This window comes from Candidatus Nitrosotalea bavarica (assembly GCF_900167955.1).
In the GTDB taxonomy this organism is placed as follows: Archaea; Thermoproteota; Nitrososphaeria; order Nitrososphaerales; family Nitrosopumilaceae; genus Nitrosotalea; species Nitrosotalea bavarica.
Genome location: NZ_FUYK01000010.1, coordinates 62,153 through 87,059 on the forward strand (window position 1 = coordinate 62,153; position 24,907 = coordinate 87,059).

Sequence of the window (24,907 nt, forward strand, 5' to 3'; positions counted from 1 at the left end):
TTATGAGAGAAAATTTCCCAATGTTATCATGAAGATTCTAGTTTTGGTTTCATTATTGATAATTACAGCTATCATGGGACAATATCAAACCAAAGCATTTGGAGAAATATCTACTCTTACACCACCTCAAAATATAATCAAAGTAAATGGAACAAGTTTCACAATTCCCTATAGCGTTACAGGAGGGACTGTTACTTTGATTCAAGCTGATACGGATGCAAAATCGATAGATGTGAACGTACAATCATCAAATGGAGGCAGCTTGACGATAACCTTGCCAACCCGACTTATTGACGCATACGAAGGCACGTCTCTAGAACCAGAACATCTACACGATGTAGGCAATGAAGCTCATTTGGTGGTAATGAGTAAAAATCATGGAATTTCGTATAAATCAGTTGATACATCTGATAATAGAACACTGACTATACCATTGAGTGTTGGAAGTAATACAATTGAAATTAAAGGTACGTACATGGTTCCAGAATTTGGATCCTTGACATATATCATGCTAGTAATTGCAGTCATTTCCGTAATTGCAATATCGAAGAATTGTTCTAAATTATGATTGGTAAGCTAAACTTTCAGAACCCATCAGATCTTCGATCTTGTATTAATTTATAAAAATTTCAACCCCGAAAGTTAGCACGGAGAACTTCAATGGCTGAAACCCTATCTACTATGGGGTTTATTTTCTGGTTCCAATCAATACGTGTTTTAATCATCAAATGTGATTAAAAGATATATTCTCTAAAATTTATGGTTTATAGATCAAATGAGACATGGTATTGACTCTACTATTTAGCCTTCATCCGTTTTATTTTTTCTTGAAGTAACATACATCCTTGGATTAGTGTTTCTGGTCTAGGCGGACAACCTGGAACATAAACATCAACGGGAAGAACCCCATCGATTCCTGGTAGTACATTATATGAGTCAAAGTATAATCCTCCAGTTATTGCACATGCTCCCATTGCTATGACATATTTTGGATCAGGCATCTGATCATATACCATTCTCAATCTAGGAGCCATCTTTCTGGTTATAGTTCCCATGACAACAATAAGATCACATTGTCTGAGAGAACCAAATGCTTCGATAATACCAAATCTTTCAACGTCATATCTAGGACTAGATGCTGCACCAAATTCTACACTACAACATGCAGTCTCAAGATGAACTGGCCATAAAGAGTAAATTCTGCCCCAGTTTATTGCCATGTCAAATGGTTTTCCTACTGCCTTGATAAGTACATCACCAAGCTTTCCAAGTAAAACATTAGTTGCGTGCGGTGCCGTATCTTGATTAAGTAATTCTTTTAACATTATTCTGTGTCTATTACGTCTCAGTCCCTATTAAACCGGTTTAGATTATTTACACGGTACAACAGTTCTAAATTGTAATTTTTTTATTTTCAGACGATTGAGTCCCATAAGACTCAAACTCACACATGTCTCAAAGGCTAAAGGGTCTAAAATAAAATAATGACAGAACTTTGATCTTATCAGATACTTGTTATTCGGTAGCTACTCGTACCAATTGAGAAATTTGCTTGCCTTTCCCTTGAGAAAGTGCGTTTATCCCACCATTCAAACTTTCAGCCGCAATTCCTTTGCCAGCAAGTACTTGAGCAACCATGAGCGAAGTATTTCCCATCATGCAAACAAGCAATGACTTTCCATCAGCTCCTCCAAATGCTGCATCCAATTCTTTTGGAATCTCGTGGGTTGCTAAAAGTCGTTCCACATCTCTGGCCTTTGGAACAAAGATTTTACTTTCATCAACGCCCAGCGAATTTGCAATTAGCTCTATTCCTTCCTTTTGTGGAGTATACTGTGTATGAATCCAGAGAACTCTATCATATGTACCAATATCAGAAAGAGCTTCTTGTAGGTTAACCTGCAAACGGTTCTGCTTTATTTCTTTAGCCTCCAGACTCTTTCTGTACTTTTGGATTCCATCAGCAATTACTACGACAAACTTTCCTCCATAACCGCCAAAGTTTACCATCTGCATGACCGCATAAAGTGCAAGGGCACTGCTTTCCCCCATGTCATGACCCTTGTCTACAAAAAATTTCATAAGACGTTTTGCCTGTCCAAAATCTACTTCATGTTGTCCAGCATATCGCTCAGGCTCATAGAACTTTAAACCCGCTGCCTTGTTTTTTGTCCTTATTCCTGCAACATCTTGATCACTTAGTGGAAAGATCACATGCAGTGACTTTTTTTCAAATTTTTCCATCAAGTATCTGCTCAAACCACCAGATGTGCCACCAGTACCAAAGGTACAGACAATTTGAAATTCTGCAAGCGACTGGCTTTTTTCGCGCAATTGCTGATCAATCTCAGTTGCGGTCACAGTTCTGTGTACCTCGATGTTTAGCTCATTGTCGTACTGTTCTGGACAGAAACAGCCGTAGATCTCTGCAAGAAGCTTTGCCAAGTTTATGATATCCTGTTTTGCAAGAAGTACTTCTACCTTAGAACTTGAACTATCAAAAATCGTAGGGTCAAAGCCTAATTCAGAGAGCTGTGAACGAATGTTTAAAGCAGTTGCTTTGGCAGCCAAAAGATTCGAGCTGTCCTTCATTCCCGGAGCAGGGCAGATGTCCATGTCAAGATTTATGATACGAATTTTCTCGTTTCTTAACTCCTCAAATACTCCTTCCTGAAGCCTTCTCGATACAAGTGTAACTACATCTAGGCCAATCTTTGCTATCTGTCCCAACGCGATACCAAAGTTACCAGATGTAGCTTCAAATATTGTCTGTCCACGTTTTAGCTTGCCTGTGATAATAGCATCGTGGACTATATGGACTGCCGGCCTTACTTTTATGGAACCTGCTAGTAAATTAGAATCGAACTTGCCGAAAACTTGCAGATCTTTATCTGCAAGATCCAGTCCGTACACTTTTTTTGCACACTCCCTCAAATCTTCAGTAATATCAATTAGGGGTGTTGTGTTAACAACTCTCACTCCGTCTGGTTTTTCTTCTAGATGAGGAACTTTGTTCCATATCTCTCTATCAAATTGCTCAAGCAGAACACTGTCAATGTCACTTCCTTTATTTTCCTGCAATCTTCTTCGCCGTGCTATAGTGTGAAATAACGTCTTATAAAATATAAGATTCTAAAGTTTAGCCTGTAATACACAGTTACTATCTTTTAATAATTTCAGACTCGTGTTACATCTACATCGGGGGATTCAAGTACCATCATGGGCTTATTTTAGACCCACTTGTGCCTAATTGAAAAGTGTATATTCATTTTCTAAAATTCAACACCTTTAATGTCCTATTGGAACATCGCTTGTAGAACCTTAAAGGTTTTCTGAAGGACAATGAACTAGGCCGATGAGTTTTTGATTAAATTCTTACTTTACATCACAAGTTATACATCCAATATCAAATATACCAATTTTTCTTGTGCCTCTATATCCACCACATTTAACAGGCCCATTTGTAATCAAAAAGACCCATTTGGCAACTTTTAACTTTAATCGTCTTTTGAATACAGTGATTATACATAATGTCATCTGATGTTAAGAATCGTAAATTAGACAAGATGGATCTTGCTTATGCAGCCATACTCGGATTGACAGTTGTTGTAACAGCTTGGTGTGGATATCAACACGAGTTATGGAGTAGTGCATTGACATTTGAATTAAAAGCGGCAAACACTGCACATCGTGAATTTACAACTGCTGAACTAAAGGAAAGGCAGTCTGAGATAATTGACATAATTGAATTTACTGGATATATCAATGCGGAATCAAATCATAATCAAAAATTAAGTGAATATTATAAGAATAGTTTTCGACCAGAAATGAAGACTGCCTTTGACGCATGGATAAAGACTGATCCTTTTAACAATACCAAAGCAAAGACTACTCCATTTGACATGCCTGAATATCCAAATCCGTCAGACTCGGATAAAGTAAATAGTTTCTTACAATTAGCAGATGAAAAATCTCAAAATGCAGATAAGATGAGTTCGATTGCATCAAATTATGTTTTCTTTACAACAATGTATGCCAGTATTTCTTTTCTAGAGGGAATTGGTAGGGTTTTTGCTTCTAAAAAAACGCAGCTGATATTTCTTATAATGGGTGCGGTATTCTTTTCTGTTACTACAACAGTCATGTTTTCAATAATGCCAATATACTCCAATAGCATCTCTCTTTGATTAGATTTTCATCACTTCATAATTTACTTGATTTGACATCTTCAAGTGAGAGTACAAGTCGGNNTGTTTTCGCAGACAAGGATTTGTGTTGAATTTAAGGGGTTTAGAACGGGGTTCCGGATACTGGAGTAAATGGGTCCACAGGGATTTGAACCCTGGATCTTCGCCGTGTAAGGGCGACGTCATAACCGGTCTGGACTATGAACCCAAGCAAGCTCCAATTTAAAATGCATTTAAACTTTGAGAATTATTCAAAATAAAAATGAAGAAATTGTACGTTAATTAAATTACAGATATGTTAGACCTTGTTTTTTTCTCTAGCCCTACAGGATTAGGACATGCAACAAGAGATATCGCAATATCTCAGAATTTGGACGGAATAACAAAAAAATTTGTGAGTGGAGGAGCTGCTTCTCAATTTATCTCACAGAATGGCTTTGATGTAGATAACCTATACAAACCTCCACCTTTTCAAATTGAAAACGGTAATCTTAAACAGCCTCTAAAGTGGCTTTTTAGATACTATTCCTATTACAAAGAGTGTAAAGTAATTTCATCTCAAATACTTGAAACTTGTTCCCCAAAACTTGTCATAAGTGATGAAGACTTTGCATCACTAGTGGTGGCTCAAGAGAAAAGAATCAAAACTGTTTTGGTAACTGATATACTTGAAACAAAATTTGCAAAAGGAATTGGCTCTATAATTGAAAATCAAATGAACAAGTCAATGAAAAAAATAATTAAAAAGTGTGATCTTGTAATTTTACCAGAGAATGGAAAGGACGAAGGTAACATAGTAAGAGTTGGGCCAATAGTTCGTAAAACTACACAATCACGCGAACAATTAAGAGAAAAGTTTGCTTTTCATAAAAAAACAATTATTGTAAGTATTGGTGGAACTGATTCTGGAAGATTTTTGATAGAAAAAATTCTTGATGTTTATCCAAAAATTGAGTTAGATGTAGAACTTGTTATTGTATCTGGCCCATCTCTTAACTTAGATCTGCAACATATCAGAAATATGGGATTTGTAAATAATTTGCATGAGGTTGTATTTGCAGCAGACCTGGTTATTTCACTGGCTGGAAAATCCACCATAGATGAATCAAGGCATTATGGAACGCCTGGAATATTTATTCCAATAAAGGGTCATTTTGAGCAAGAGGAGAATGCAAAGGAGCTAGGGTACAAATATGATGATATTTTTCATCTAGACAAATTAATCAAGGAAAAGATTAACCAGAGAAGAAATCCGCAGCCTGTTGATGGAGCAAAAAGGGCGTCAGATCTTATAAGAGATTTTCTGTCCTAGATATTTTGTTGAAGATTAATGCAACAGGTGAATCTTGAAAATATCCAATACTTTATAGAAGGATTTGAAGAGAGGAAACCAAGTTTTGGAAAACCTAATTATTTCAAAATTTGGTGGAAGTGCAGTTGGTGTTGATGGTGTACTAATTCCAACAATCATTAGAAGGATAAATGAGCTAAAAAAAGACTCTAAAGTAATTACGGTATTTTCTGCCCCCCTTACAACATATAACGGAAAACAAAGATCACTTACTGATATTGCACTTGAGATTGGACGCATGGCAGAAAAAGGAGAGAATGTTGGTATTGACATTTTAAAAAAACCATATCAAAAAATTGTTGAATTAATAGATAAGACGCTTCAAAGTGATTGTAATAGAATCATCGACTCTTTTTTAGCAAAGGCTGAAGCTGCATTAACAGAAACACTACAAAAAAGAGAATTTGCCAATGAAACCAGGGCAAGATTACTTGCATATTCAGGCGAGATATTAATGTCACAAGTGATGAATTATGTCTTGAAAAGTTTTGGTATAAAGTCAGAAGCTATAACATTTGACATATGGCCCATAATTACTGATAATAATTTAGAATCTGCAAATTTTCTTGCTACCGAGTCTTTTGAGACAATGAATGATGTTGAAAAATTGTTAGAAAAAAATGACGTTTTGACAATAGGCGGATTTATCGGAAAGACAAAAGATGGAATAGAAACAACGTATGAGAGAGGAGGTTCTGACAGAACAGCAGCAGATCTTGGTATTCTTTTTAATAAAAAATACCATACTAGAATTGATTTTGAGAAGGATAGTGCTGTATTATCTGCAGATCCACGAGTTGTCAAAGAAGAACTAGAAAGCATTACTCATCTCTCATATAATGAGGCAAGAATCGCAGGAATGTTTGGAATGAAGATTCTAGATCCAATTGCAATTAAAGAGATTGTGGAAAATGGTGTAGAAATGCCAATAATAATTACGGACATGGGCAAACCTGAAAAGATTACAACAATTGAAAGAAAACTTGGTGAAAAAAACGGTCATCCACTTAAAATAGTTACAGGGAAAAAAAATTGTGCTATTGTTAGAATTGAAAAGGATTCTTCTGAAAAATTGTTCCATTCACTAGACAAAGATAAAAGATATAGTGAGTTTGTAGTCTTGTCGCCATTTACTAAGGATGATATTGAATTTACAAGAATATTATTTCTAGATGGCGACTATGTTAAGCGCAATGAAAGATACATCTTAGGATTTGACTCATTAGCATCCATAACTTACAATAGAGGTGTCATAACCTTAATTGGGGATGAAATGTGGCGTGTTCAGCAAGTCGCATCAAAGGCAAGTTCCAGAATAGGTGAGGCAGGTTTGAACATCCTCAACATGGATGCCCAGGAAGAGACATCTCGAATCATAATAATAATTGAGGATAGTGGAGACAGTATAGAAAAAGCAATTCGTGCAGTTCATGCTGAAAGATCTAAAATAAAATTTGTTTAACTGAAAATAATATCATCGGAATAATTTTGGCATAATAAAATTAAAACGATGGTTTTACTTTTTTCTTTTTCTGCGTGCAGCTCTCTGATCTGCTTTTCGCTTGTGTTTTCCAGTCTTTCTTAAAACCATATATAAAAATCAGGATTATTTACTAGAATTTCTATCTTTGGTATATCAGAATTTGTATAACATTTGACCCCTACAAGTCCATACCTGTAGGATGTCAAAGTGGGTTTATTCTTGAGCCTCTTTATCTAGAATCAGCTCGGCGTTACCCAAAACACGCGCTAATTATATTACGACAAGGAAATATTTAGACCTGATCTATATAGATCACGTATAGGAACCGTTGATTGCCCATAGTACAAGTGCAATCCCAATCAACGCATACCACTTGAAGTTGCGCTTGTCAAGAAATGCATTCTTTGGGACAAGTTGCCCTTCTGCTGTGGACAGACGAATCTTTCTCATCTCAAATCCATTACCTACAAGACCGATAACAAACAAGGCAACAGAGATTATTGATAATACAGGTTGTGGTGTCATAGCAAAGTCATGGTATTTTCCTTGATTTAAAGACAACCGCGCCTTTCCAGTAATGATAACTCATTCAGATTTGATTAATTCTTTAAATTACCAAACTCTATCTAATTTTGTATGAAAGAGCAAAGTAAGATTTGGATGAATGGTAAACTTGTGCCATACAAAAATGCAAAAGTCCATGTCCTTACTCATGCATTACATTATTCAACTGCAATATTTGAGGGAATTAGATGTTATAACACTCCAAGGGGTCCAATGATTTTCAGATTACCAGAACATGTAGACAGACTATTCAAGTCTGCAAAAATGTATTCAATGAAAATGCCTTATTCAAAAAAAGAAATTTCGGGTGGAATAATCAAGACAGTCAAAGCAAGTAAATTAAAAGAATGCTACATCAGACCCATTGCATATTATGGTCATGGTGTTATGGGTCTTACACCAACTCCAAATAAAGTACAAGTTGCAATAGCTTGTTGGGAATGGAATCTTGGTGAATCCAGTGCAGGAAAGGTACGGGGAGCCAGGTGTAAGGTATCAAGTTGGCTAAGAATAGATTCTAGATCTCAACCCATGCAAGCAAAGGCTGCATCAAATTATGCAAATGCTGCACTTGCAAGAGTTGAAGCATTAAGAGATGGCTATGATGAAGCAATCATGCTAAACTATCATGGTAAAGTATCAGAAGGAAGTGCAGAAAATATTTTCATTGTAAATAAAGGCGAGATCTCAACACCTCCACTTAGTGCTGGAATCTTGGATGGAATAACAAGAGATAGTGTTATCAAAATAGCACGGTCAGAGGGATTTACAGTAATTGAGAGAGATATTGACAGAGAAGATCTCTATGTAGCAGATGAGGTATTCATGACTGGTACTGCAGCAGAAGTAAAATCAGTAACTGAGATTGATAATGTAGCAGTTGGAGACGGCAAACTAGGCGAGGTGACACGTAAGCTACAAGATGCTTTCTTTGTAGCATCAAGAGGAAAAGATGAACGTTATCTAGAGTGGTTCACTCTAATCTAAAACCTGAAAGATTCAATTATGCCAAACCAGATTATATCACTTGATGGTACTATCAATGGTTGATCAACACAAACCAAAGTGTCATCTATGTAGCAATGTGTTTGAAAATTTGGAAGAATTAAGAAAACATCAAGATAGTGCACATAAAGAATTTACGGAATTTCACAAGGATGCAAGTGATCATTCTCCTACACCTGGAGATGTAACTATCTTTTAGATGAAGTAACATGGAGTGTAATGAAACTGCTAATTCAATTTGTTGGTTTTGTAAAAAAGGTCGTCACGAAGATTGTATGAAAAAAATTCCTACATATGCCAAGTCAGAAGGTCCTCATGACTGCACATTTGATACAAAACTTGTTGATTGTCAGTGCACTCACTAGATAACAAAAATAATCAGATTTTTTCTTGTATGATGTTATATTATGATTCTACAGTTCTTAGTACGCTTATGTTTTCTATATCTTCTTCAAGTTCTTTAACCAAACCTTTCCACCACTGTTCAAATTCTTTCATGTCTTTGCAAAACTCACAAAACCCTCTTTATAGATCTGCCGATTTTTTTGTAAGATGACATTTGAAAATTCAGTGGTCTTAACAATCAGTGTATAAAATCCAAAACTTGTCTTGGAGTAGTTACAAAATATTTCAAAAGATTTTTCAAGATATAAAATAGACTCAGGTTGAAAGAAAACGTCCGTAACCTACTATGCCATTGTCATAAAGGCTCCAAGTAGCTGGCTTTATCCAGAGGTAGTTATCACTATCTGCCTCAAGGTATAAAGTTGCAAGCACATTTGATGGGGAAGCTTGAAGTGAAGCAGGTCCTGCAAAGGCTTTTCCATTTAATGGATTATACATGCTTCCGTGACAGGGGCATTGACCATTGTTAGCAGGCTGTTGTGCAGTACTAGGCACATATCTCCAGAGGCACCACAGGTGCAAGCATACCATGCTATAAACTCGAAATGCAGTAACATCAGTTGAAGAACCTCCAAGTTCTGTAGGCAATCTAATTAGCTGCCACTGCCTGAATGGTTCTGAATTAAGAACTGTATCAGTTGAAGATGGATATATGATAATCTCGGAATGGTTTATGGGAAATGTGTTGATGTTTGCGTTAGTACCATCGGACAACACTACTTGTTGCTTTCCTGGGACAGAATTATCGGGATTTGGCATGAATTGTCCCCATGGAATAAATGGAGTAAATGTAAGTGCGACACTTCCAGCTGCTAGTAATTTTAAAAAGTCGCGTCTTGTCAAGGCATTTTTATCAATATTGCTTGGCTCATCTTGTTTGGGTTCTGTCACATTACTCAAATTAATTTAATGAATAAAGATCTTGTCAAACAATGTAAGTGAACAATGTTTGTGAAGGTTCCATCTAGATTTTATTACATGTAATAATCATCTGATCAACTGACTAGAGAATTCCATCAGAGGACGCATATAATCATAAAATGAAAAATAGTATTTTAGAACTAGAAAGAAGCGGGTCTAGTGGGATTTGGACCCACGACATAGGGATATCTCCGAAAGATCTTAAGAGTCCCTCGCTCTACCTGGCTGAGCCATAGACCCGGTAAAGAAGCTCACGCAAAGTTCGTTATTTAAACTTGAGTCAAAAAGAAAATGATTTTAGTTTTTTGCTGTTTCTATTTGAGAATATTTCTCTAGAATAGTTGTCAGCACAGTAGAGACCGGAGCATTGTTCATCTTTTCTTTCTCTGCCAAGAGTTTTCTGTATGCATCTAGTGTGATATACACAGGAATCGAGCCGTTTCCTTCCAACAAGCCTCTTACTCTATACAAAGCAGTTTCCATTCCCTTTTCTGCAATCTTTGCAAACTTTGCCTTGTCCATAATTGCGCCAAGAGGACCAAATGGCATGTCATAATTTACTGTCATGGTAACTCGGGTTTGTTTCTCGCCAAGTTCCTCAAAATCAACTGTAATTTCCCATTTCTTAAATGGACCTTTGATCATTTTAGCGGCAACCTTTCTTTCTGGAATGAATTCAGTTGTCTCACAGTCCCACTCTAGTCTCTTACCATCAAAGTCACCAATTACTCTAAATGTTGTACCTACTCCCATTCCTGCCTTTACATCCATAGGAACTACGGTCATTCCTACTCTCTCCTCAAATTGGTCAGAGATGTGTTCAGGTCTTGCAAAGTATGTAAAAACGTTCATGGTTTTTTCTTTGATGTCTATTGTCTTACTAACAGTGGTCATCATTGGCAGTTTTCGTAGAACTTGATTTAAAGCTTTTGCTAATTTTCACAGATCGGAGGATGTTGTAGCATTATATTAAAGAAAACAGTCTCAAAATAATAGTGAGTGATATACGTTTTGCCGCTCTTGCGGTTCTAGCTCTTTTAATATTTCCAACAATAAATTATGCCAGTGCACACAATAATCTAAACTCTGATGATCAGACAATAGGAAACTATGAGGTTCAAATAGCAACCGATCCAGAAATACCAGAAGCCAATCATCCATTCAAGCTTAGTCTTAGAGTACTAAATCATCAATCAGCATCAAATATTTTGAACTCGCTTAATACGCAGATTAGTGAGGTGGATCATTTTAGGATGGGATTAAGGATTTACTACAATGACGAGCTTGTTGGAACCATTCCAGTACAGAGCTTTGACAGAGGAGAGTGGTCAACACAGTATACATTTCATGAAACAGGAAATCACATAGTAGATGTTGATCTATATGACATGGGTCCAGACGGTAAGATTCTGACTTATACATTCAACATTACAGTTCTCAATGTATTTGGCAATATTTTTCCATACATCATATCATCAGGCGGTATTGGATTTGTTATCATAGTTGTGTGGGCTTTGATGACAAGAAATAAAGTAAAACCTAAGCACTAGTCTCTATCTTTTGACTTTGATCTATCCTAAACGCAAACAATACAGTAAGTAAAGTCATTGCAAAAAGTAAAATTCCAACACCGTTATGAATTGCAACTATAACTGCATGAAGTTTTGTATTAATCACTATAGCTCCAAGACCTATCTGTGATACTGCAAACACTCCTGCTAGTGTACCAGTAATTCTAATTTTTTTGTGCGATCCTTTGGTCTTCCAGGCACAGATTGCAGTTGCAACTATCAAGACTCCTGTTGTAGCTGCAATGAATCTGTGTATCCATTCAGTTAGAAACTGAGCAGAAGGTAAAATCCCACTTGGGCAAAGAGGCCAGTTAGGACATGTTAATCCCTGGCCACTTGCTTGAAGATATCCTCCAATAAACATTAGAGAGTATAAAATCACTAAAGAAGCAAGTGCTAGATATTTGAAGTACATTATTGAACTATGAATGGAGCATCCATTCCAAGTTGTGCATGTCCTGGAACTGTACAGATGTAATGATATGTTCCTGGTGCACCTGCTACAAATGTTACATCCTGATTTGCGTTAGGCTTTAGTGGATTATCTGCTGTTCCAGCTGCTGAACTCCACAATACATCAGATGGGTCAGTGGGATCAACAACTACTCCAAATGCATGGAATGATTTGCTATCGTTCTTAACATGAATGGTTACAGTATCACCTGATTTTACTGTGATTGTAGGATTGGTACCTGGTTGACCTGGTAATGTATCAAATGCATATTGTTTAAAGTCAGCACTCATAACAAAACTCACTGTAAATTCTACTTTATTTCCAGTCGGAGCAACTACTGCACCAGATGGAGCAGCACTACTGCCAGAACCGGCTGTTACCATAATTTTACCTTCCATGCCCAATTCTCTATGTCCTGGGACTGCACAAATGTAATAATATGTACCAGCCTTTGGTGGTACAAATGTTACTTCACCAGATGCACCTGGTTTCATTGGGTTGTCAGCAGTTCCAATTTCTGTTCCATCAATATCAGGACCTGGACCTGAAGTTGAATCAGTTATTGCAAATGCATGAAATGATTTACCAGAATTCTTAACATCAAATACTAGCTTGTCTCCAACATTTGCGTTAACCGTTGGATTATGATTTGGATCAGTTAATGATACAGTGTTAAAGGCATATACCTTAAAGTCAGAAGACTCTACAAAAGCAAGAGCTACGTTAATTGTTTTGCCTGTTGCCTGAACAGTTCCTGTACTTGCTGCATGTGAAGTTAGTCCTTCTTGAATTTTTCCAGCAGTTGGAAGATAGGAATTCCAATAATCATAATTTGCAAAAAATATTACACCGCCGACAACCATGATTCCTATTAGAATTGCCAGTAGCTTGCCTAATCTAGCAGGGCTTGTCCTAAGTATTGGTTCTTCAGTATGACTCATATCAATATCCTATATGATGGGGATTCTTGGCAGTATGTGGATAGTAATACTTGCCACCAAGGTCAAATGGATCGTCCATGTTTGCCTCCTTACCCTTTGAGGAAGAATATATCAAGTTAATCAAGAATGCCAAGAATCCTCCACCTAGAATCCATGCACCTACTGTTGCAATCTGGTTGAGTTGTACCCAAGAGGTGTACTCTGGAGGATAATCATAAATTCTTCTTGGCATTCCTTCAAGGCCAAGCAAGTGCTGTGTAAAGAATACTTGGACTGTTCCCCATAACATCATAATGAAATGAATTTTTGCAAGTTTTTCATTGTACATTCTTCCAGTGATGAACGGGAAGATGTAGTATACCATGCCAACAAATCCAAATGCGATTGTACCTGTGAGGAACAAGTGCATGTGTCCTACTACCCAATAAGTTCCATGGCTGATAAAGTCAAGTGGCATTGCAGAGTTGAGAACACCACCAGCACCTGCAGAGAAGAATAGTGCAATTCCACCTACTGCAAATAGCATAGGTGCTGCAAATTTGATTCTGCCTCCCCACATTGTTGCAAGGAAATTAAATACGTGCATACCAGATGCTGGTACTGCAGCTAAGGTTCCAATCATAAATACGACTTTGGTTGTAAAGTCCATACCTGTAGAATACATGTGATGACCCCAAGATGCAAATCCAATCATTCCAAGCATTACAAATGCAAAGACACCACTGCCTTGACTATACAACGGCTTGCGTGAAAATCTAGGAATTAATTCATACATCATTCCAATTGCAGGTAACAAGAAGATATACACCTCAGGATGGAACGTAAACCAAAACAAGTGCAAGTATGCAATTGGGTCTCCTCCTGCTGTTGGGTTGAAAAAGCCTGACACTCCAAGTCTATCAGTAAGTAACATGATTAATGCTGCAGCATATGATGGCATGGCAACAAGTGTCATTAGAGATACAGTAAGCATGGACCATGCAAAGAGTGGAACTTTACGCAGTGGAAGATCTGGGTGCTTGCATTTGAGAATTGTGACTATAAAGTTAATGGAAGATAGAATGGATGAGACACCCAAAATCTTTAGGCCAAATATCATCATGTCTGCAGCTGGACCTGGTGCCCTGATTACAGAATATGGAGCATATGAAACCCAAGAAGTGTCAGAGAATCCAAGCCATAACAATACACCACCAATCGGATTCATCCAAAATGCAATTGCGTTTAGTTTTGGATAAGCCATATCTTTGTATCGTACCATGAGTGGAACGAGATAGTTACCAATTCCGTTTGCAACTGGAAGTGCAAACAAGAATAACATTGTAAGACCGTGAACTGTGAATATTCTGTTAAACGTTACAGAATCAGAGATTAGAAAGTTCTGACCTGGGAAGAACAAGTGTGTTCTTATCAACATGGCCAAGACTCCTGCCATAAACAAGAATGTAAGACCTGTCACTGTATAGAGCAAACCCACATCTGTGTGATGCGTTGAAAACATTATCTGCCAAATTGGACGTGATTTCTTTAGTTCTAGTACCATGCAAATCCCTCTAATTTACTAGATATTTTTTGTATACATAAAATGTTTTTGATAATTATCAAGGTGTATCCTCCACTACTAACGATCCTCTCATGTTGTAATGTAACAAACCACAATATTCTCTGCATTGTATTGGGAATTCACCTGCTTGATCTGGTGCAAACCATGCATGGTTTACATGACCTGGAACAACATCTTCAAAGACTACATAATCTGGAATGTTAAAAGAATGCATTACATCCTTGCCGTATATCTCAAAATTATACGCATGTCCTTTCTTTACATGGAGTGTGCTTATTTCTTTAGTTCCGTCTTGGTGCTCAAAACTCCAGAACCACTGCTGACCTGTTACTTTGATGGTTTCAGCATCTGCTGGAACGTCTTCAACTTCTTTTTGAACAACCCAGGAATCAACACCGACATATAATAAAATTGCAATAACTACTCCTACCATTACCCATTCTGCGGTATCGTGACCCATCTAATGTCCACCCTCTTTTTCGTATGTACCAGTGGTTGGATCGTCTAGTTTTTCCCATCTAGTAGGAATCTTGTTCTTGGGATGGGATTCACGGAATCTCCAAACAAGCCAGATCATTGTGCCTGATACTACTGCACCAACTGTAAAGGCTGCAGTTGTCATTCTAAAGAACTCGTTCCATACTTCAGCTCTTAGGTTAATATACTGCTTTTCAGATTGCCCCTGACTTGATTGGGCATGTGCAAAGTGTATCTGTGGAACAAGAGCTAATACGATTAATGCAAATAGTGAAACAACAATGATTCTCTTCATTTGCTGTTTTGAGGATGAAACAATTTTCTATTTAAGCCTTTTGTAGATTGCCAGCGATCAAAGTTTGTATTTTTAAAGAAAAATTAAGAGATAGAACATGAAGTGATTTACGATCGCTTTTGTTAAAGATCTATTGGATATATCACAATTAATTTAGCAAATTTTGGTCATTCAAATACTGTATCATATTAGCAAAATCAGATTTTGTAATTTCACTGTTTATAACCAAATTTGCAGAATTAGAAACCCAATATGGTACATGTTTTCCCTGTACATCATAATCACTTAGCAATTCAGTTACAGCGGATGGATCATTTGGATATCTTAACCAGTTAGCTAGATCATCAATTAGATCTGCTGGATCTTGCAGTTGTAAAGAACGTATTAATTGTTCAGAGTGGAGAATCTTAAATTCAGGATAACAGTTCAACATGGTATAGTTTCCTGCCATGTAAAAATTCCAATTGTTACAATCTACATTATATTCATATTTTGAATTATCATACTGCCAGCCAAACCCATTTTTAATTGTTGAATCTGGATAACCGTGCCCATTGACAAGGGTTATTGTATTAGTGGAATAGTTTGCTTGAACCTCGGCATAAAGCGCGTTAGGATACAAGAATATCACATCTGGGTGACTGGTTATTGCGTCAAATTCCTTCTTTGTCACATATTCATTATGTAATACTATGACTCGTTTGTACTGTTTTAAAATATCAGGATTCTGGTCAACATCCTGGTCTTTTACATAAGAGTAATTCAATAGCTTCAAAGCCCATGCGCCAAAAATGCTTGAAGATTGAAATCCATTTACTTTATTTGGTATCGGTACTGTCAAGCAGCTAGAATCACAATTGTTGCGGTAAAAATCATAAAAACCTCCCCTTTCGTATGCTGCCTGTGTAAAGCTTGGATAGATAAACACTGCATCATGTGATCCTTTGTGCAATTCCAAGTCATGGTACAAGTTTTGTAGTTCAGGTTTACGTTGTATGGAAATAGTCAATAGATTTCCATTTTGATCCGTATTGCCTATGACATCAAACAAAAGATCCGCTTTTGGAATATGTAGAGATTGAATTGTGCCTTCAGTGGTTGAATTTATTTCGATGAAATCGTTTGTTATAGTAAAAGATGCGGTGCTTTCTGATTGTTCTGCATGTACGTTAGGTAAGGAAAGAAGATAACTTGCGACACAAAGACTTGCAATGCAAAGAAGATAACTTGACGTAGCTAGTATACTTGCCAATTCCCATACGAATTGACTTGAATCAAGTATTTGATGCTATTCAATATAAAAAATGTAAGGCAAATACAAATTGAATTTTCTATATAGTTTGCTAAAATTTGATTATAGTTTTTAAAATTAGTTTAGAACTATCGTTAGGAGTTTTTTTAAGATAAAAAGGAAAAAGAGGGAAAGTTAGTTTGGTTTTAGACTAGTCTATGCTACGTTGATTGTAGTACTCAAAGGCGGTGACAATGCGTTTGGATTATCAATGCTCTGCCATACAAAGATTTGAGCAGTGTATGTTCCAGAGGCTGATGGAGTCCAAGATTGTGCCGGATTGAGTGATTGACCTGCAGTCAATGTTCCTGTGATCCAAGAGAGTGATACTGTAACACCGTTAGCATCTTGTATTTGTACAAGGTATGCAAATGGCTGATCTCTGTCCTGGCCGTTTGTCAAGTCAGCAGTAACTTGTATCTGCTGTCCTGATTTTACTGTGCCATTAAGTGCATTGCCAAACGAGTCAACTATTCTTGGGTTAGATGCCGGTGCTCTTTCGAGTGGTGGCACGATTGTTCCAATGAATGTTGTCGATGTCAATCGCAATTGATCAGATGGTGTGTATGGGGCTGGCAGAGTTCTGTCTGCATATTCGCCTGTAACTGTATCGCCTTCTGCAACGTGGAGTCTGTTTCCAGATGACTGGAAGTTAGTGGTAAAGTACACTGTACCTTGGAAGATACCTGTTGCTTGACCTGTCTCTGTCATGGTGAGTTTGATACCACCAGCATCAGAGTCAGACCATACGTTGGTGTCGAACTTGTCGACTGCCTTTGGATTAAGGTTCATGTCTGGGTCAACTATCTGCAATACTCCTTGTCCATTTGCTGGATAGGATGCTTCTAACCATTTGATTTCACCAATGTTCCATCGGATGAGTGCTGAACCAGTAACTGTTTGATCTCTTGTGAATTCAAACGATACTGATACACCGTCCTGTTCTTCAGAAGGTAAGAATCCGTCTGTTGGACCGACTCCTGATGGGCCTGAACCTGTTGGTTCCAAGCCTGCTCCGTCAACTCCAGTTGAGCCCTTTAAGTTGGGATCTCCTGTGAGGATGACGTAACCTGTGAAGATACCTGTATCGACTCCAGTCTCGACCAATTGATATTGTGCGATGCTGTTACCTCTTGTGGAAACACTTACTGTGTTTTCATTGTTGGTACCAATGGTGTCGATAAGGTTTGGATCAAAGTTGTGATCTGGTGCGACTACGGTTATGTAGACACGGTCAGTCCAAGTGTATACTTTCTGATCGAGTTCAACTGTTGCACCAAAGTTTGATGTGTAGATGGTCAAGTCAATATCTTGACTGTTTGCACCTACTACTTTGGAGCCTGCTGGACCCCAGTCAGTGTATTCTAATTGGATCTGTTCTCCTCTTTCAAGTAAATTATTATTCAATGTTGATGGAATCTTAATTACTGATTGGAAGATACCTGTGTCTTTACCTGTCTCCACAAATGAACCTGGCTTTGCATCAAATGCAGAAGCCTGGCCACCTTGTTGACCCATTGTGCCCTTGAAGGCATGTGAGTCCCATTCGATGACATCTAGTGGGACGGTTTCAGCAGTCTGTGAATCAAGGTTCAAGTCTGGTTCCACGAGTGTGAGAATCATGTCTGAACCGATGATGTATACGGACTTGTCTGATTGTAGTACACCGTTTCTTAAGTCAAATGTTGAAGAATCTGTGACAGTTTGTGTATGACCTGAAGCATCATTCAAGTCTGTGTAGGTTACGGTGAGTACATCACCTTGTCTTACACAGTAATTGCCTGATGGTTGGGTTGTAGATACAGAAGAATGGACGGTATGGAATCTGTCTTTTTCAGCAGTACTAGTGGTTCCATCTGTTGGAGTCCACTGGGTTTGTGTTGATGGACAGTCTGTACCTGTAGGACCGTCAGAGTATCTAATTGGCAAGTCTGCTTGGAAGATTCCTGCGTCTGGAGCGATTTCGGTCATTGGACCAAGATCTCTAACAGCAGGCCAAGTTGGATCGCTAGTACCTCCGTTAAGTCCTGTTGCGGTAGCCGGAATGGCTGTGCCGTTTAGGTTAACGATGGTACCAGGTGATACACCTCCGCCGCCGTTGTAGACTGCTGGACCTCCAGCGGTTGCTAATAGAACTGAGTTTCCTTGTCTTGTAATCTGTACTGCTACTGGGCCGTGATTCACGTCATTTACACCTTGTGCAATATGGTCTGTACCCGTTGCGGCTAAGTTAAAGTCCTGATCATTTACTCTGATATGGATTAAAACGTCACCGTTTGACAGAGTATTGAGAGCGGTTAAACCGCTGCCAGTAAGATCTCTGTGCATTGGGAAGACACCTGCTTCACTGGTTGTAGATTTAGTATTTGGAACTGGGAAGTCACCAACACCAGCAGTAGCAATGCTACCAAATGGTACTGGATATACTGCCTTGTCCAATTTGACTGAACCTGTGTTGCCTTGTATACCTGCATTGTCAGAAACTTCTACAGTCTTGCCAGAGTCATCTCTAAAGTCAACATAGTTGACCTTGATGTTCTGACCTACTGATGAAATTACTGCGCTATTTTGACACAATTGGTCTGGGACTTCAAAGGTACCAGTAAAGATACCTGTTGATGGGCCAGTCTCAACTAGTGAGAAGCCAGTAGCGGATAAGCTTGATGCAAATCCACCAACGGTTGCCGTATTGTTGTCATCTGCAAGTATTGCGTTATTACCGCCAAAGCATGAACCAGTGTTCTCAGATGTGAATGCAGTTGTTGCGCCACTTAATGTGTGACCCATGTTTGCATCTGACCATCTAACGTTTTGCTGACCAAATTCGACATCTGCGAGTCTACCAAATGCGTGGCCATCTGATAATGTTCCAAGGCCTGCTTTACCGATTGTATCGGTTGCATTGTCTTGAATATTACCGAGGTTATTACCAGAATTTGGTCCTAGGCCAGTTGTTGGCTTGACTGCTGTGTAGATATCTATCAAGTCGTTGTTAACGTTAAGGTCACTATCTGCTAGTGTAATTGTCACAGTATCGCCTATCTTGTATGTCTTGCTATCAAATGAAATGACACCAGTGTGAGTTGGGATATCTTGTTGTGCAGATATCTGTGTGTTTACACCATCGGCACCAAGATCCAAGTATGTGATCTGTGGAGCACGAGCCTCTGACTGGAGCATGTCTTGAATTGCTGGGAAGTACACATCATGCTGGATGGTTCTTAATACGGAGTAGGTATTTGGATCAAAGATGTTCAACTGGTTGAGCATTAGATACTGGTTTGTACCTGTAAAGACTCCAGTGTTGTCACCGGTCTCTTCAAGTTCATACCTGTAAATGCCGTTGTTGATTCTTTGATTATTTTGTGTACCGTCACCGATTAGACCAACGCTGAAGAAATCAACTACTATTGGTTGTCCACCCTGTGATGAGGATAGAACAACATTTCCTCCACTTGTGGTGAAGTTAATGAGTATACCAATTGGAGCTGTCTTCGGAACATTAAACAGATCTTTATTCAATTGAGCTGGATTTGCTACTTGTGCGGTAGGTGAACCAGTAACGCCGTTAGTGGTTGTACCGTTCAAGTTGACAAAGTCCTGTGTATTGGTGTCGTTTACCAGTGAAATCAAGTTTAATGCTCCACTTGGTAAGCCGTCCTTACCTCCATGACCTGTTAAGGCAGTTCCAGTTGCATTGTATGCTAGGAATACCTGAACATTAGAAATTGATCCACCTGTTGCCTGATTAAGACTAGAGAATGATCTCACGTCATAATTGAGGAAGTTGAATCCCTTGAAATTCTGTGTATTCAATGTCCTGTTTGTAGGATGAATTGTATTCAACAGAGTATTCATGGTTGTCTTTAAGTCAATGAATAGACCTGTGCCGGTGCCTAATGCACCTGCGTTAAATGTTCCTGAACCAGTTTGATTTGTGAAATTGAAGATTGGTCTTGCGCTAAATGCTTCATCCTCTTGCTTGTTCACGGAACTTGCATTGTGATTATTCACACCAATTCCACCAGTCAATCTCACGGTAGTAATACCGGAAACTGCTGTTTGAGTGGCTCTTATCTGGCTGATTAATGTAGCATTTTCTGCTGCTACACCACCGCTAGATAAGGTAAATGGAGTTCCAATGACCATTGCTGTGGATCTCTTGTATGTTGGATCCCAGAGGAACATTCTCTCAGAGAGTTTTGCATTCTTGTTATCATCGTTGTCAGTTAGAGTAACCGGAATTCTCTGACCAGATGCCCAAGTATTATTTTGTGCAGTCTGTGTTAGAGTTGCAAATGCGAAACCGCCTACGATACTTGTAGAGATATCATTGTATCTTACAACTGCAGACTGGCCTCGTATTATTGGTGAATCTACTGTTACAACGTTTGATTTCTTACCACCGTCCCAGTTACCAAAGATTCCAGTGTTTACACCACCTTGCTCATTGAAGGTCATTGGCTGTGAACCAGTAGTAGCAGTGACTGATTTAGTACTGACTTTAGCTGGGTCACCACGCTGTGTACCATAGAAGATTTGTTTACCGTTTGCTTCGAAGTCAACTACTCTTACAGATTGTGCTGTTGGAGCGAATGTTAACTTTCCATTGTGGTTGAACATCATGGTTGTCATGTTACCGACGAGGTTTTGTGCACCGGCTGTGCCGTCTGCATCAGTACCACCGTTTCGGTTAAAGAGCTCATAAAATGCTGTATTGTTGTTAGCATTAGTGCCCCATGTCCACGAATCATCTTCTGTTGGGTCTATGTTTAACTGTGGATCGTTGATTTGAATGAAGACTTGAGAGTTTTGTGGATAAGCGCTTCTATCTGCAGTAGTAGTGATTAGATTCTGTGGAATCCTGTCAAAAGTCAAGTTGACGATTTGGTCGCCACCGTTCTTTTGATAATCAACTGTTACTGTTGTTGGAATTGCTGAGAAATCATAGAGCTGAATTACTGGCCAAATGTGGGTATATTCGGTCATGTTCTTACTTGAACCAAATCCTGATGGATTGTAGTTGAGAGTCTTATTTTGTCTCACAACGTGTTCCATTTGGAGATAGCCGTTATCATTACCACCTAGATCTGTACAGCTACCAAACGTTCCTGAGGTAACTATATGACCTAGAGTATGATTTGTAGAACCTTGACCACCCTGTGCAATGGTGAATCCCTTTGTATCAGAGTATGATAATCCTCCAAGTTGGCCACCTAAGGCACTTGTTGAAGAACAGAATCCACCAAAGTTGAGGCCTTTACCACTAATACCTACTTGGGTATTAGCTGCTGTAATTGCTTGATTTCTATCCGCAAAGTACGCATACCAATTTCCGTCTGTCGCCTGTGCCATTCTCAGTCTCTTACCGTTGACGGTTACTACAGGTTCTCCATAAGACTGGTCTAATCTGTTTATATCAGGATCAGCCACGACTACTTGGACAACTTGAGGACCGGCAAAGTAGTTATTCCACTGAGAATTTTCAGCAGAGACAAACAAGTTTGCGTTTGTTGATTGAGCTTGTGCGTGTGGGAGTGCGTTTGGCATTCCTACTACTGCACTGCTCGCTAGAAGTATTGTTAATAGTGTTAGACTAGTTATTTTTCGTAATATGTTGTTGTACATAGTTATTATAAGAATTGGTCTGAAATTGATATATAAGTATAATGGACGATTTGTTCATTTTCTAGGTCTAAAGCATGTTATTTTGATATCATGAGTTAATTTTATGAAAAATTCATAATGCATGTATAAAGAATTTACAAATTTGTCTCTTATTTGTAGATCGCTGAATATTTTTCATTGTTTTTCTCTTATTAGTGTATAATTACATATAGCAATAATACGTATGCAACAAATGAATATCTTGAATCCTCATGATAGTACTGTATGGGCCTGATTGTTTTTTGAGTATAATCAAAAATCCAGAATCTACTTGTAAACTTCTTTTCTGCATACAAATTAAGCAAGACATATTTTCTCCAGTTCTATTCTCCATATGTCAACAAGATCTGCGGTGAGTTTTGATCAGGCAATTGATTGAGTTTTGCCACATCAATTAATGGTTATTTTAGTGCACTCGATATGATACTAAATTACCATTCATAGTCTTGTACTTTGATTTGAACAAATGCTGCAAGATTGTTTGCGGTTTGTGCATACGAGTATCATCATTACCAAAATATATTACAACAATAATCAGTAATATTCGTATTATATCCCAAATATCGTTTCAGGTCTAATAAGATTCTCGCGCGATAAAGTAACATTATAAAGGAATGCAGATGAAGGTTCCAAAGAAGCCCGGTAGTGTAGCGGTCAAGCATAGGGGCCTTTGGAGCCCTTGACCCCAGTTCGAGTCTGGGCCGGGCTACTTTACATATAATGCATATTTGAAGAAGTGTTTGGTAAGTGTGGCAATAGAGTAATTCCAATCAAGATGGGTACCATAATCAATAGAATAGGTATGGCAGCAAGAATCAATCCAAGGTACAGACAGTTCTTGGCTTTTTTTAGATCATCCTCTTTTATTACAAAAAATGCAATAATTCCTCCAGCTACATTGAATATAATAGGTAACAAAAACCAGAAACTGCTGCGTCTTTTTACTTGCATGATACCATAATAGTCAAAGTCTAATTTAAAGGAAATTTTACATCTCCAATTTTGACAAAAGTTTGGTTGCAATTACAAATAGTATCACAGCACCAACTCCCAGAATTATCATCTCAGTTGCAACAAGACTATTAAAGTATCCAAATATTCCAGCACGAACCACATCAACAAGATATGTTAGCGGATTAAAGTAAAATGCAGTAGACAGTATAGGTGGAGCGCCCTGTGCAGGATAAAATGCCGTACTTACAAATGCAAAGAACAAAAATACTGTATTAATTATAACATTGAATCCCTCGCTTGACTTTAGTCTAGTTGATATTATAGATGCAATAGAACCAAATAAAATAGAACCAGTAATTGATGCAAATATCACAAGCGGAACAGTCAATATGTTAAACTCTACCTGCTTGAAAAACAGCGGATATCCTACAGCAGTTATCATTGCAGCACTTACCAGTCCTATAATTCCAATAGTATAGACATTTGACACAATATACTGGGCTCGTGTAAATGGCCCTACGAGGATCTGCTCAAACATTCCATGTCTTCTGTCATTCCAAATTATTATTCCAGATATCAGAGTGCTATTCATTATATTGAACCCAATCATCCCTGTTGCAATAAAGGCAGGATAGTCAAGTGTCTTGTTTCCAAATGGTACCTGATGTATCAATGCAGTATACGCAAAGCCTGCAACAAAAATGTAAATCAGTGGAAAGATTATCTGCCAGATAACAAATCCCATGTTAAGTGAAATTGTAAGATTCCTGTTTACCAGACGGATTATTTCATGCATTAGAATTTTTCACCACTGAAAGAAATATCTCTTCCAAGCTAGTAGGTACAACACTTAGGTCTTCTACTGCCATATCATTTGAAGCAAGTATTTTTAATATATCTTGTAAAACCTGTTCTGAATGACTTGAACGGACTGTAATAATAACACCAGAGTCATGCTCAATGGTACACTCTGGTATGCCAGCCAGGAGAGAAGAGATGTCTTTTTGTTCCGATATGTGGATTTTGATAGTTTTTTCTTTTCCAAACTTGTTTTTGAGTTCCCCAGGAGTATCAACTGCAATTATCTTCCCCTTGTTAATTATTGCTATATCATCACAGAGATATTCAGCTTCCTCCAAAATATGTGTAGTAAAAAATATCGTAAGGCCGTCTTTTACCTTTCCTTTGATAAAATCAAGCAAGCCTCTTCTTGCAGACGGGTCAAGTCCTACAGTAGGTTCATCCAAGAATAACAATTCCATGTCATGCATAAATTCCCGTGCTACCTGTACTCTACGTCTCTGTCCTATGGACAAGTCATCATTCTTCTTTTTTCTAATATCTACAAGGTCAAATGCAACAAGAAGTTCTTCAACACGGTCTTTGCGAATATTTTTTTCAACATTCCACATCATGCCATATTTATCAAGTGCTTTTTCAACACTCAGAGTTGGCTCGTAGCTTGGCTGTTGTAATACAACCCCGATCTTTTTCCTTACCTCAAGGGGTGATTTTATTGCATCAATTCCCAGAATATTCATTTGTCCCCCTGTAGGCGGAATTAGTGTAGTCAAAAGCTTCATCGTAGTAGTCTTTCCAGCACCATTTGGTCCCAAAAATCCAAAAATTTTGCCTGACGGTACTTGCAGATCAATATTATCTACTGCCATAAAGTTACCATAAGATTTTGAAAGTAATCTAGCTTCTATGCAATACAACAAGAGCGATCTTTTCTTCCCACTAATTTATCTACTGAAATTTTATATGATCCACTTTC

22 protein-coding genes and 3 tRNA genes are annotated in these 24,907 nt (G+C 38.1%); 8 read left to right on the forward strand and 17 right to left on the reverse strand.

The window, feature by feature from the left end; translation table 11 throughout:
* Positions 1-28 precede the first annotated feature (28 nt).
* Positions 29-568 (forward strand): PEFG-CTERM sorting domain-containing protein, encoded by a 540-nt coding sequence (locus tag C0Q33_RS07225; RefSeq protein ID WP_165776469.1) that lies wholly within the window; start codon positions 29-31, stop codon positions 566-568.
* A 229-nt stretch (positions 569-797) separates the two neighbouring features.
* Here C0Q33_RS07225 and C0Q33_RS07230 read toward each other — a convergent pair whose 3' ends face one another.
* Both C0Q33_RS07230 and C0Q33_RS09660 read right to left on the reverse strand, forming a co-directional pair.
* Complete coding sequence (locus tag C0Q33_RS07230; protein WP_101477925.1) at positions 798-1,325, reverse strand: NADH-quinone oxidoreductase subunit B; 528 nt, start codon at positions 1,323-1,325, stop codon at positions 798-800.
* 190 nt (positions 1,326-1,515) lie between these two features.
* Positions 1,516-3,081: a pyridoxal-phosphate dependent enzyme gene (locus C0Q33_RS09660; protein ID WP_245867375.1), complete on the reverse strand. Its 1,566-nt coding sequence runs from the start codon at positions 3,079-3,081 to the stop codon at positions 1,516-1,518.
* Between the two features lie 449 nt (positions 3,082-3,530).
* On the opposite strand from C0Q33_RS09660, the gene C0Q33_RS07240 reads away from it, so the two are divergent.
* On the forward strand, positions 3,531-4,187 hold the full coding sequence (locus C0Q33_RS07240; RefSeq protein WP_101477926.1) for a hypothetical protein: 657 nt from the start codon (positions 3,531-3,533) through the stop codon (positions 4,185-4,187).
* Positions 4,188-4,320: 133 nt separating this feature from the next.
* Here C0Q33_RS07240 and C0Q33_RS07245 read toward each other — a convergent pair.
* Positions 4,321-4,395 (reverse strand) — tRNA-Val (locus tag C0Q33_RS07245).
* 87 nt (positions 4,396-4,482) lie between these two features.
* Here C0Q33_RS07245 and C0Q33_RS07250 point away from each other — a divergent pair.
* Together C0Q33_RS07250 and C0Q33_RS07255 are read left to right on the forward strand one after the other, a co-directional pair.
* Complete coding sequence (locus tag C0Q33_RS07250) at positions 4,483-5,499, forward strand: glycosyltransferase (protein ID WP_101477927.1); 1,017 nt, start codon at positions 4,483-4,485, stop codon at positions 5,497-5,499.
* A gap of 85 nt (positions 5,500-5,584) precedes the next feature.
* Positions 5,585-7,000 (forward strand): amino acid kinase family protein, encoded by a 1,416-nt coding sequence (locus tag C0Q33_RS07255; protein WP_101477969.1) that lies wholly within the window; start codon positions 5,585-5,587, stop codon positions 6,998-7,000.
* A gap of 333 nt (positions 7,001-7,333) precedes the next feature.
* On the opposite strand, the gene C0Q33_RS07260 is transcribed toward C0Q33_RS07255, so the two are convergent.
* A complete protein-coding gene (locus tag C0Q33_RS07260; protein ID WP_245867377.1) occupies positions 7,334-7,582 on the reverse strand; it encodes a hypothetical protein in 249 nt (82 codons plus the stop codon).
* A gap of 75 nt (positions 7,583-7,657) precedes the next feature.
* On the opposite strand from C0Q33_RS07260, the gene C0Q33_RS07265 reads away from it, so the two are divergent.
* Together C0Q33_RS07265 and C0Q33_RS09320 are read left to right on the forward strand one after the other, a co-directional pair.
* Positions 7,658-8,572, forward strand: a complete 915-nt coding sequence (locus tag C0Q33_RS07265) for a branched-chain amino acid transaminase (protein WP_101477928.1) — start codon at positions 7,658-7,660, stop codon at positions 8,570-8,572.
* Between the two features lie 40 nt (positions 8,573-8,612).
* Positions 8,613-8,789 carry a hypothetical protein gene (locus C0Q33_RS09320; RefSeq protein ID WP_165776466.1) on the forward strand — a complete coding sequence of 59 codons (177 nt, stop codon included), beginning with the start codon at positions 8,613-8,615 and terminating at the stop codon, positions 8,787-8,789.
* A gap of 461 nt (positions 8,790-9,250) precedes the next feature.
* On the opposite strand, the gene C0Q33_RS07270 is transcribed toward C0Q33_RS09320, so the two are convergent.
* The 3 genes from C0Q33_RS07270 to C0Q33_RS07280 form a co-directional block, all read right to left on the reverse strand.
* Positions 9,251-9,886, reverse strand: a complete 636-nt coding sequence (locus C0Q33_RS07270) for a twin-arginine translocation signal domain-containing protein (protein WP_245867379.1) — start codon at positions 9,884-9,886, stop codon at positions 9,251-9,253.
* Positions 9,887-10,067: 181 nt separating this feature from the next.
* A tRNA-Lys gene (locus C0Q33_RS07275) sits at positions 10,068-10,156 on the reverse strand.
* Between the two features lie 57 nt (positions 10,157-10,213).
* On the reverse strand, positions 10,214-10,810 hold the full coding sequence (locus C0Q33_RS07280) for an SRPBCC family protein (protein ID WP_101477972.1): 597 nt from the start codon (positions 10,808-10,810) through the stop codon (positions 10,214-10,216).
* Positions 10,811-10,911: 101 nt separating this feature from the next.
* On the opposite strand from C0Q33_RS07280, the gene C0Q33_RS07285 reads away from it, so the two are divergent.
* On the forward strand, positions 10,912-11,466 hold the full coding sequence (locus tag C0Q33_RS07285; RefSeq protein ID WP_101477929.1) for a hypothetical protein: 555 nt from the start codon (positions 10,912-10,914) through the stop codon (positions 11,464-11,466).
* Here C0Q33_RS07285 and C0Q33_RS07290 read toward each other — a convergent pair.
* The 7 genes from C0Q33_RS07290 to C0Q33_RS07320 all read right to left on the reverse strand — a co-directional run bounded on the left by C0Q33_RS07290 (position 11,456) and on the right by C0Q33_RS07320 (position 22,137).
* Complete coding sequence (locus C0Q33_RS07290; protein ID WP_101477930.1) at positions 11,456-11,902, reverse strand: COX15/CtaA family protein; 447 nt, start codon at positions 11,900-11,902, stop codon at positions 11,456-11,458. The genes C0Q33_RS07285 and C0Q33_RS07290 overlap by 11 nt on opposite strands.
* The gene (locus C0Q33_RS07295) at positions 11,902-12,882 is read right to left on the reverse strand and encodes a plastocyanin/azurin family copper-binding protein (RefSeq protein WP_101477931.1); all 981 of its coding nucleotides are present in this window, start codon (positions 12,880-12,882) and stop codon (positions 11,902-11,904) included. Before C0Q33_RS07295 ends, C0Q33_RS07290 begins: the two co-directional genes overlap by 1 nt.
* A gap of 1 nt (position 12,883) precedes the next feature.
* Positions 12,884-14,425: a cytochrome c oxidase subunit I gene (locus C0Q33_RS07300; protein WP_101477932.1), complete on the reverse strand. Its 1,542-nt coding sequence runs from the start codon at positions 14,423-14,425 to the stop codon at positions 12,884-12,886.
* Positions 14,426-14,483: 58 nt separating this feature from the next.
* On the reverse strand, positions 14,484-14,906 hold the full coding sequence (locus C0Q33_RS07305; RefSeq protein WP_101477933.1) for a cupredoxin domain-containing protein: 423 nt from the start codon (positions 14,904-14,906) through the stop codon (positions 14,484-14,486).
* Complete coding sequence (locus C0Q33_RS07310) at positions 14,907-15,218, reverse strand: cytochrome c oxidase subunit II (RefSeq protein WP_101477934.1); 312 nt, start codon at positions 15,216-15,218, stop codon at positions 14,907-14,909.
* Positions 15,219-15,366: 148 nt separating this feature from the next.
* Positions 15,367-16,470, reverse strand: a complete 1,104-nt coding sequence (locus tag C0Q33_RS07315; protein WP_101477935.1) for a hypothetical protein — start codon at positions 16,468-16,470, stop codon at positions 15,367-15,369.
* Between the two features lie 195 nt (positions 16,471-16,665).
* Entirely contained in the window at positions 16,666-22,137 is a 5,472-nt protein-coding gene (locus C0Q33_RS07320) for a hypothetical protein (RefSeq protein WP_101477936.1), read from the reverse strand.
* Positions 22,138-22,812: 675 nt separating this feature from the next.
* On the opposite strand from C0Q33_RS07320, the gene C0Q33_RS07325 reads away from it, so the two are divergent.
* Positions 22,813-22,885: transfer RNA gene (locus C0Q33_RS07325), tRNA-Gln, on the forward strand.
* Between the two features lie 2 nt (positions 22,886-22,887).
* Here the strand turns inward: C0Q33_RS07325 and C0Q33_RS07330 are convergent.
* Genes C0Q33_RS07330 through C0Q33_RS07340 form a run of 3 tightly spaced genes read right to left on the reverse strand, consistent with a single transcriptional unit; the run spans position 22,888 to position 24,848 of the window.
* Positions 22,888-23,127: a hypothetical protein gene (locus C0Q33_RS07330; protein ID WP_101477937.1), complete on the reverse strand. Its 240-nt coding sequence runs from the start codon at positions 23,125-23,127 to the stop codon at positions 22,888-22,890.
* 37 nt (positions 23,128-23,164) lie between these two features.
* The gene (locus tag C0Q33_RS07335) at positions 23,165-23,926 is read right to left on the reverse strand and encodes an ABC transporter permease (RefSeq protein ID WP_101477938.1); all 762 of its coding nucleotides are present in this window, start codon (positions 23,924-23,926) and stop codon (positions 23,165-23,167) included.
* On the reverse strand, positions 23,919-24,848 hold the full coding sequence (locus C0Q33_RS07340) for an ABC transporter ATP-binding protein (protein ID WP_245867383.1): 930 nt from the start codon (positions 24,846-24,848) through the stop codon (positions 23,919-23,921). Before C0Q33_RS07340 ends, C0Q33_RS07335 begins: the two co-directional genes overlap by 8 nt.
* Positions 24,849-24,907 lie beyond the last annotated feature (59 nt).

What these genes read in the sequence shown, in the direction of transcription:
- C0Q33_RS07265 (WP_101477928.1), top strand. Translation starts at nt 7,658, where the DNA reads ATGAAAGAGCAAAGTAAGATTTGGATGAATGGTAAACTTGTGCCATAC.
- C0Q33_RS07335 (WP_101477938.1), bottom strand. Translation starts at nt 23,926, where the DNA reads ATGCATGAAATAATCCGTCTGGTAAACAGGAATCTTACAATTTCACTT.
- C0Q33_RS07300 (WP_101477932.1), bottom strand. Translation starts at nt 14,425, where the DNA reads ATGGTACTAGAACTAAAGAAATCACGTCCAATTTGGCAGATAATGTTT.
- C0Q33_RS07250 (WP_101477927.1), top strand. Translation starts at nt 4,483, where the DNA reads ATGTTAGACCTTGTTTTTTTCTCTAGCCCTACAGGATTAGGACATGCA.
- C0Q33_RS07240 (WP_101477926.1), top strand. Translation starts at nt 3,531, where the DNA reads ATGTCATCTGATGTTAAGAATCGTAAATTAGACAAGATGGATCTTGCT.
- C0Q33_RS07225 (WP_165776469.1), top strand. Translation starts at nt 29, where the DNA reads ATGAAGATTCTAGTTTTGGTTTCATTATTGATAATTACAGCTATCATG.
- C0Q33_RS07230 (WP_101477925.1), bottom strand. Translation starts at nt 1,325, where the DNA reads ATGTTAAAAGAATTACTTAATCAAGATACGGCACCGCACGCAACTAAT.
- C0Q33_RS07330 (WP_101477937.1), bottom strand. Translation starts at nt 23,127, where the DNA reads ATGCAAGTAAAAAGACGCAGCAGTTTCTGGTTTTTGTTACCTATTATA.
- C0Q33_RS07320 (WP_101477936.1), bottom strand. Translation starts at nt 22,137, where the DNA reads ATGTACAACAACATATTACGAAAAATAACTAGTCTAACACTATTAACA.
- C0Q33_RS07305 (WP_101477933.1), bottom strand. Translation starts at nt 14,906, where the DNA reads ATGGGTCACGATACCGCAGAATGGGTAATGGTAGGAGTAGTTATTGCA.
- C0Q33_RS07280 (WP_101477972.1), bottom strand. Translation starts at nt 10,810, where the DNA reads ATGACCACTGTTAGTAAGACAATAGACATCAAAGAAAAAACCATGAAC.
- C0Q33_RS07290 (WP_101477930.1), bottom strand. Translation starts at nt 11,902, where the DNA reads ATGTACTTCAAATATCTAGCACTTGCTTCTTTAGTGATTTTATACTCT.
- C0Q33_RS07310 (WP_101477934.1), bottom strand. Translation starts at nt 15,218, where the DNA reads ATGAAGAGAATCATTGTTGTTTCACTATTTGCATTAATCGTATTAGCT.
- C0Q33_RS07295 (WP_101477931.1), bottom strand. Translation starts at nt 12,882, where the DNA reads ATGAGTCATACTGAAGAACCAATACTTAGGACAAGCCCTGCTAGATTA.